Source organism: Pasteurella canis, assembly GCF_900454865.1.
In the GTDB taxonomy this organism is placed as follows: Bacteria; Pseudomonadota; Gammaproteobacteria; order Enterobacterales; family Pasteurellaceae; genus Pasteurella; species Pasteurella canis.
This window is the reverse complement of sequence record NZ_UGTV01000001.1, coordinates 1-7,817: the sequence shown is the minus strand read 5'-3', so window position 1 is coordinate 7,817 and position 7,817 is coordinate 1. Positions and strand designations below refer to the sequence as shown.

Sequence of the window (7,817 nt, the reverse complement as noted above, 5' to 3'; positions counted from 1 at the left end):
AACGCGCTTATTCAGCTTATTTATTAACCCGTTTAGGGCAAGTTCCATCAAATGCCCTATTATCTATTCGAACTATGCTCGAACAACATTTCAATGCTAAAGATTGGCAAAGTGATACCCTATCTGCTTGGTTATCCCGCTGCCTACCAATTACTCAAACAAGATGAGGAAGCCCATAAACTGCTTGAAAATGTTATAGCAAAATTAAATAGTGAGCGTGACGTACAATGGTTATACCGCCATTATAGCGATCCTCTGATTCAAGACAGCTCAATGTTATATGTCATTGCACGCCCATTTCCCGAAAGAACTTGCAAAAGTATCCGAGAAAGTTTTAACTCGCATAGCACAAGATCTGAATCAGCAACGTTATAATACGCTCTCTTCAGCAATGGTATTATTAGCATTAGATGCTTATGCCCAACAGAATCAAGCGGAATTATCTGCATTACATATTCAGCAAAATGGACAAGATATCAGCCAAAGTAACTCACTTTTCCGTTATGCTGATTTTAACAGAAACACAGATGAACTTAGATTTTGTCAATAGCAGTACACAAACAGCATGGTTTGCACTAAGTCAATCGGGCTACCCACAAAAAGCTGATAACAAAAGCACTTAGTAATGGCTTAGAAATTTATCGTACTTATACTGATAAAGAGGGGAATGAAGTAAAATCGGTCCAAATTGGGAGAGACCATTTATGCCACTATCAAAGTCAGATCGATTGCTGATTATTTAACCCGATGTGATTATTACAGACCTTTATCCTGCTGGCTTTGAAGTGATTTGGCAATCGGACGTAGAAGAAGCTTCTGTAGATGCGTGGTATCCACAACATTCCGAAGTACGCGAAGATCGTATTTTAAGCTACGGTAATGTGGAAGGTGAAATGAAGACTTTGAAATACCAACTTAAAGCAGTGAATATTGGCACATTCCAAATTCCTCCTGTTTATGCGGAAAGTATGTACGATCGTACAATCAAAGCTTACTCTGCAAATGAAGGACAAATTAAAGTCACCAAATAACATAAAAAAACTAAAATGCCCATAGGAACAGCACTATGGGCATTTTTTATTTCTCTTCTAAGATGTATAAATAATGCTATTGACTTTGCACTTTTCTAAAAAATGTGCTTAACGTAATTCCAATTCAACACCTTCAAACAATTTTTTTCACAGCATCTTTATCACGTAAACGCTCCGCTTTCTCTACAACATCACGAGTCAAATGTGGTGAGAAATATTGCATGAAATCATACATATAAGTACGTAAAAAAGTACTGTGTTTAAATGCAATTTGTACTGCGCTTGGTGCAAATAAATGATCTGCATTTAATGCCAATAAATCCGTATCTGCTTCAGTATGTGCCATTGATGCCATAATTCCAACTCCTAGTCCTAAACGAACATAAGTTTTTATCACATCAGCATCTGTTGCAGTAAACACAATGTTCGGTAGGATACCTGCTCTATTGAAGGCATAATCTAAGTCAGATACGCCCGTAAAACCGAAAGTATAAGTAACTAATGGATATTTACCTAATTCTTCAATCGTTAAATGCTTACATTGTGCAAGTGGATGGTCACGCTTTACGACTATCGAACGGTTCCACATATAGCAAGGCAATAAAACCACATCATCAAACAAATATTGAGCTTCTGTTGTAATCGCTATATCGACTTCACCAGATAGCAACGCATCATAAATTTGATTAGGTGACCCCTGATGAATATGTAAACTCACATCAGGATATTTTTTAGAAAAACGCTCAACGACAGGGGGCAAAAAATATCGTGCTTGCGTATTGGTTGTCGCAATACGTAAAACACCATGATTAGGCTGAGTATATTCATTCGCAACGGCTTTAATACTTTGTGTTTTAACCAGTAATTCACGTGCAATAGCGACAATCTTTTGCCCAGCAGGTGTCAATGATTTAATATGCTTCCCATTACGTTCAAAAATTTCTAAAACCAAGTTCATCTTCTAATAAACGGACTTGTTTACTAATACCAGGTTGCGAAGTAAAAAGTGCATTAGCAGCTTCCGTCACATTCAAGTTTTGGTTAACAATTTCAACAATATAACGTAGTTGTTGTATTTTCATACATTCATTCCCTCACTGCACTTGTTCAGAAGAAAAATTATTTTTTATAACGCTTACTTAACTCTGTATAACGCTTGACAGCCTTACGAATTTGTCCTGTTTTCGCACGACGACGAGGTTTTGTGACGTCAAGTTTTCGTTTCCACCTCTGGTGGTAACCCAACTAATTCCCTTAGATAATTTACATTGGTTAAATCCATTTCTTCCCAACCGCCTCGTGGTAATGATTTCATTAATGAAATATTACCATAGCGAGTGCGAATTAAACGGCTGACTTGTACCCCTTGAGATTCCCATAAACGTCGAACTTCGCGATTACGTCCTTCCATCAGAGTAACATCAAACCATGATTAATACCTACTCCCCCAGCAAATTTAATTTCTTTAAAGTTAGCTGGACCATCTTCTAATTGCACACCTTTTTTTAAACGATGCAGCATAGCATCATCGACTTGCCCAAATACACGTACGGAATATTCTCTTTCTACTTCGCCGGCTTGGATGCATTAAACGATTGGCTAATTCTCATCCGTTGTAAAAAGTAATAAACCTGATGTATTTATATCCAAACGACCTACCGCAATCCAACGTGCTCCCGTTAAACGAGGTAGGCGATCAAATACTGTGGCACGTCCTTCTGGATCATGACGTGTACAAAGTTCACCTTCTGGTTTGTAATACATTCAAGACACGGCATACTTCTTTTTGTGCTTGTGTCAAATTTACAATATGTCCATCAATACGTACTTTTATACCAGAATGCACATTAATGCGATCACCTAATGTAGCTATTTTTCCATCAACACTGACTCTTTTTTCAGCAATCATGGTTTCAATTTCACGACGTGATCCCTGCCCAGCTCGAGCTAATACTTTCTGTAACTTCTCACCTTCAACATTGGTTTTAGAAATGACTTTTAAGCTCGATGGATTTTTCGGCGCTCTTTTTTCCTTTTCAAAGTGCGGTCGATTTTGATGAGAATGTGTTTTAGTAGACTTCATGTTTCCTCTAAGTTGTCGCTTTCACAAAGCGTCTAGATAAATAAAATAATATGCGTTAAATAAAAGGAGTAATAGTACCACTACCTTCACGCATAATAACGGGGGTATCTTCTGTTAAATCAACTACTGTTGTCGGTTCTTGACCAAGATATCCACCATGAATAATTAAATCCACTTGGTGCTCCAAACGCTCTCTAATCTCTTCTGGATCTGATTGTGTGATATATTCCTCACCAGGTAGCATAAGCGAGCAAGATAAAATAGGTTCACCTAATGCTTTTAATAAATCTAAAGCAATTTGATTATCTGGCACTCGAATACCAATCGTCTTACGCTTTGAAGTCATCAAACGTCTTGGTAATTCTTTTGTAGCTGTTAAAATAAACGTATAACGCCCAGGTGTATTATTTTTAATTAAGCGATAGGCAGTATTATTCACTAACGAATAAGTCGATAGCTCCGATAAATCACTACATACTAGTGTAAAATTATGCCCTTCTGGTAACTGGCGAATGTTTACTATTCTATCCATCGCATGTTTATTACCAATCATACAACCCAGTGCATAACCCGAATCAGTCGGATAAACAATCACGCCACCATCCCGTAAAATACTCACTGCTTGATTGATTAATCTCGCTTGAGGATTTTCTGGGTGATATAAAAAATTGACTGATCGAGTCCATTTCACCCTCAAGCAAGCGAGCCAATCGGGCAGTGAGCGTGGCGTGATTATTCTGAGCTATTTCTTATTATGCTACTGGTCAGGGCTATATGCACTCATGAAATATCTGCGTTTATTTTGTATTTTAACAAAGCGGACTTCTTTTTACTTTTGACTATTTTGTCTCAAATCGTTATTACATTGGCGTAACAAAGTGTATAATAATATTATTTTTGATAAAATATTTAGATTATGAGTCAATTTTTTTATATTCACCCAGAAAATCCTCAAGCGAGATTAATCAATCAAGCAGTGAGTATTTTACGGGATGGTGGCGTGATTGTTTATCCGACTGATTCGGGTTATGCACTGGGTTGTATGATTGGTAATAAACATGCGATGGATAGAATAGTAAACATTCGCCAGTTACCAGAAGGGCATAATTTTACACTAGTATGTAGTGATTTATCGGAGCTATCGACTTATTCGTTAGTGAATAATACTGCCTATCGCTTAATTAAAAATAATACACCTGGGCGTTATACGTTTATTTTAACAGCTACAAAAGAATTACCAAGACGTTTGATGACTTCAAAGCGTAAGACGATTGGTATTCGAGTGCCAGATAATCAAATTGCTTTAGATTTATTAAAAGCATTAGGTGAACCTATTTTATCTTGCTCGCTTATGCTACCTGGTGAGGAATATATCACACAATCAGATCCAGAAGAGATTAGAGAGCGTTTGGAGCACCAAGTGGATTTAATTATTCATGGTGGATATCTTGGTCAAGAACCGACAACAGTAGTTGATTTAACAGAAGATACCCCCGTTATTATGCGTGAAGGTAGTGGTACTATTACTCCTTTTATTTAACGCATATTATTTTATTTATCTAGACGCTTGTGAAAGCGACAACTTAGAGGAAACATGAAGTCTACTAAAACACATTCTCATCAAAATCGACCGCACTTTGAAAAGGAAAAAAGAGCGCCGAAAAATCCATCGAGCTTAAAAGTCATTTCTAAAACCAATGTTGAAGGTGAGAAGTTACAGAAAGTATTAGCTCGAGCTGGGCAGGGATCACGTCGTGAAATTGAAACCATGATTGCTGAAAAAAGAGTCAGTGTTGATGGAAAAATAGCTACATTAGGTGATCGCATTAATGTGCATTCTGGTATAAAAGTACGTATTGATGGACATATTGTAAATTTGACACAAGCACAAAAAGAAGTATGCCGTGTCTTGATGTATTACAAACCAGAAGGTGAACTTTGTACACGTCATGATCCAGAAGGACGTGCCACAGTATTTGATCGCCTACCTCGTTTAACGGGAGCACGTTGGATTGCGGTAGGTCGTTTGGATATAAATACATCAGGTTTATTACTTTTTACAACGGATGGAGAATTAGCCAATCGTTTAATGCATCCAAGCCGCGAAGTAGAAAGAGAATATTCCGTACGTGTATTTGGGCAAGTCGATGATGCTATGCTGCATCGTTTAAAAAAAGGTGTGCAATTAGAAGATGGTCCAGCTAACTTTAAAGAAATTAAATTTGCTGGGGGAGTAGGTATTAATCAATGGTTTGATGTTACTCTGATGGAAGGACGTAATCGCGAAGTTCGACGTTTATGGGAATCTCAAGGGGTACAAGTCAGCCGTTTAATTCGCACTCGCTATGGTAATATTTCATTAATGAAATCATTACCACGAGGCGGTTGGGAAGAAATGGATTTAACCAATGTAAATTATCTAAGGGAATTAGTTGGGTTACCACCAGAGGTGGAAACGAAACTTGACGTCACAAAACCTCGTCGTCGTGCGAAAACAGGACAAATTCGTAAGGCTGTCAAGCGTTATACAGAGTTAAGTAAGCGTTATAAAAAATAATTTTTCTTCTGAACAAGTGCAGTGAGGGGAATGAATGTATGAAAATACAACAACTACGTTATATTGTTGAAATTGTTAACCAAAACTTGAATGTGACGGAAGCTGCTAATGCACTTTTTACTTCGCAACCTGGTATTAGTAAACAAGTCCGTTTATTAGAAGATGAACTTGGTTTAGAAATTTTTGAACGTAATGGGAAGCATATTAAATCATTGACACCTGCTGGGCAAAAGATTGTCGCTATTGCACGTGAATTACTGGTTAAAACACAAAGTATTAAAGCCGTTGCGAATGAATATACTCAGCCTAATCATGGTGTTTTACGTATTGCGACAACCAATACGCAAGCACGATATTTTTTGCCCCCTGTCGTTGAGCGTTTTTCTAAAAAATATCCTGATGTGAGTTTACATATTCATCAGGGGTCACCTAATCAAATTTATGATGCGTTGCTATCTGGTGAAGTCGATATAGCGATTACAACAGAAGCTCAATATTTGTTTGATGATGTGGTTTTATTGCCTTGCTATATGTGGAACCGTTCGATAGTCGTAAAGCGTGACCATCCACTTGCACAATGTAAGCATTTAACGATTGAAGAATTAGGTAAATATCCATTAGTTACTTATACTTTCGGTTTTACGGGCGTATCTGACTTAGATTATGCCTTCAATAGAGCAGGTATCCTACCGAACATTGTGTTTACTGCAACAGATGCTGATGTGATAAAAACTTATGTTCGTTTAGGACTAGGAGTTGGAATTATGGCATCAATGGCACATACTGAAGCAGATACGGATTTATTGGCATTAAATGCAGATCATTTATTTGCACCAAGCGCAGTACAAATTGCATTTAAACACAGTACTTTTTTACGTACTTATATGTATGATTTCATGCAATATTTCTCACCACATTTGACTCGTGATGTTGTAGAGAAAGCGGAGCGTTTACGTGATAAAGATGCTGTGAAAAAATTGTTTGAAGGTGTTGAATTGGAATTACGTTAAGCACATTTTTTAGAAAAGTGCAAAGTCAATAGCATTATTTATACATCTTAGAAGAGAAATAAAAATGCCCATAGTGCTGTTCCTATGGGCATTTTAGTTTTTTTATGTTATTTGGTGACTTTAATTTGTCCTTCATTTGCAGAGTAAGCTTTGATTGTACGATCGTACATACTTTCCGCATAAACAGGAGGAATTTGGAATGTGCCAATATTCACTGCTTTAAGTTGGTATTTCAAAGTCTTCATTTCACCTTCCACATTACCGTAGCTTAAAATACGATCTTCGCGTACTTCGGAATGTTGTGGATACCACGCATCTACAGAAGCTTCTTCTACGTCCGATTGCCAAATCACTTCAAAGCCAGCAGGATAAAGGTCTGTAATAATCACATCGGTTAAATAATCAGCAATCGATCTGACTTTGATAGTGGCATAATGGTCTCTCCAATTTGGACCGATTTTACTTCATTCCCCTCTTTATCAGTATAAAGTACGATAAATTTCTAAGCCATTACTAAGTGCTTTGTTATCAGCTTTTTGTGGGTAGCCCGATTGACTTAGTGCAAACCATGCTGTTTGTGTACTGCTATTGACAAAATCTAAGTTCATCTGTGTTTCTGTTAAATCAGCATAACGGAAAAGTGAGTTACTTTGGCTGATATCTTGTCCATTTTGCTGAATATGTAATGCAGATAATTCCGCTTGATTCTGTTGGGCATAAGCATCTAATGCTAATAATACCATTGCTGAAGAGAGCGTATTATAACGTTGCTGATTCAGATCTTGTGCTATGCGAGTTAAAACTTTCTCGGATACTTTTGCAAGTTCTTTCGGGAAATGGCGTGCAATGACATATAACATTGAGCTGTCTTGAATCAGAGGATCGCTATAATGGCGGTATAACCATTGTACGTCACGCTCACTATTTAATTTTGCTATAACATTTTCAAGCAGTTTATGGGCTTCCTCATCTTGTTTGAGTAATTGGTAGGCAGCGGATAACCAAGCAGATAGGGTATCACTTTGCCAATCTTTAGCATTGAAATGTTGTTCGAGCATAGTTCGAATAGATAATAGGGCATTTGATGGAACTTGCCCTAAACGGGTTAATAAATAAGCTGAATAAGCGCGTTGGCG

The 7,817-nt window shown here is 37.4% G+C and carries 7 protein-coding genes and 3 pseudogenes; 5 read left to right on the top strand and 5 right to left on the bottom strand.

The window, feature by feature from the left end:
- Nucleotides 1-280: 280 nt before the first annotated feature.
- A complete protein-coding gene (locus tag DYE19_RS11370; protein ID WP_115322247.1) occupies nt 281-550 on the top strand; it encodes a hypothetical protein in 270 nt (89 codons plus the stop codon).
- 199 nt (nt 551-749) lie between these two features.
- Nucleotides 750-1,031 (top strand): alpha-2-macroglobulin family protein, encoded by a 282-nt coding sequence (locus tag DYE19_RS11365; RefSeq protein ID WP_115322244.1) that lies wholly within the window; start codon nt 750-752, stop codon nt 1,029-1,031.
- Between the two features lie 108 nt (nt 1,032-1,139).
- Here the strand turns inward: DYE19_RS11365 and cysB (DYE19_RS00040) are convergent.
- The 3 genes and pseudogenes from cysB (DYE19_RS00040) to DYE19_RS00030 all read right to left on the bottom strand — a co-directional run bounded on the left by cysB (DYE19_RS00040) (nt 1,140) and on the right by DYE19_RS00030 (nt 3,805).
- A pseudogene (cysB, locus tag DYE19_RS00040) lies at nt 1,140-2,113 on the bottom strand (HTH-type transcriptional regulator CysB).
- A 37-nt stretch (nt 2,114-2,150) separates the two neighbouring features.
- A pseudogene (gene rluB, locus DYE19_RS00035) lies at nt 2,151-3,114 on the bottom strand (23S rRNA pseudouridine(2605) synthase RluB).
- Between the two features lie 55 nt (nt 3,115-3,169).
- Nucleotides 3,170-3,805: an L-threonylcarbamoyladenylate synthase gene (locus DYE19_RS00030; RefSeq protein WP_115322246.1), complete on the bottom strand. Its 636-nt coding sequence runs from the start codon at nt 3,803-3,805 to the stop codon at nt 3,170-3,172.
- Nucleotides 3,806-4,030: 225 nt separating this feature from the next.
- Between DYE19_RS00030 and DYE19_RS00025 the strand changes: the two genes are divergently transcribed.
- Genes DYE19_RS00025 through cysB (DYE19_RS00015) form a run of 3 tightly spaced genes read left to right on the top strand, consistent with a single transcriptional unit; the run spans nt 4,031 to nt 6,681 of the window.
- Nucleotides 4,031-4,654, top strand: a complete 624-nt coding sequence (locus DYE19_RS00025) for an L-threonylcarbamoyladenylate synthase (RefSeq protein WP_049214381.1) — start codon at nt 4,031-4,033, stop codon at nt 4,652-4,654.
- Between the two features lie 54 nt (nt 4,655-4,708).
- Nucleotides 4,709-5,671 (top strand): 23S rRNA pseudouridine(2605) synthase RluB, encoded by a 963-nt coding sequence (gene rluB, locus DYE19_RS00020; RefSeq protein WP_115322245.1) that lies wholly within the window; start codon nt 4,709-4,711, stop codon nt 5,669-5,671.
- 38 nt (nt 5,672-5,709) lie between these two features.
- Nucleotides 5,710-6,681 carry an HTH-type transcriptional regulator CysB gene (gene cysB / locus DYE19_RS00015; RefSeq protein WP_049214383.1) on the top strand — a complete coding sequence of 324 codons (972 nt, stop codon included), beginning with the start codon at nt 5,710-5,712 and terminating at the stop codon, nt 6,679-6,681.
- A gap of 107 nt (nt 6,682-6,788) precedes the next feature.
- Here the strand turns inward: cysB (DYE19_RS00015) and DYE19_RS11360 are convergent, their stop codons facing one another.
- Nucleotides 6,789-7,091 carry an alpha-2-macroglobulin family protein gene (locus tag DYE19_RS11360; RefSeq protein ID WP_497463078.1) on the bottom strand — a complete coding sequence of 101 codons (303 nt, stop codon included), beginning with the start codon at nt 7,089-7,091 and terminating at the stop codon, nt 6,789-6,791.
- A gap of 69 nt (nt 7,092-7,160) precedes the next feature.
- Nucleotides 7,161-7,817 (bottom strand): annotated as a pseudogene (locus tag DYE19_RS11355) (alpha-2-macroglobulin family protein); the annotation flags it as partial.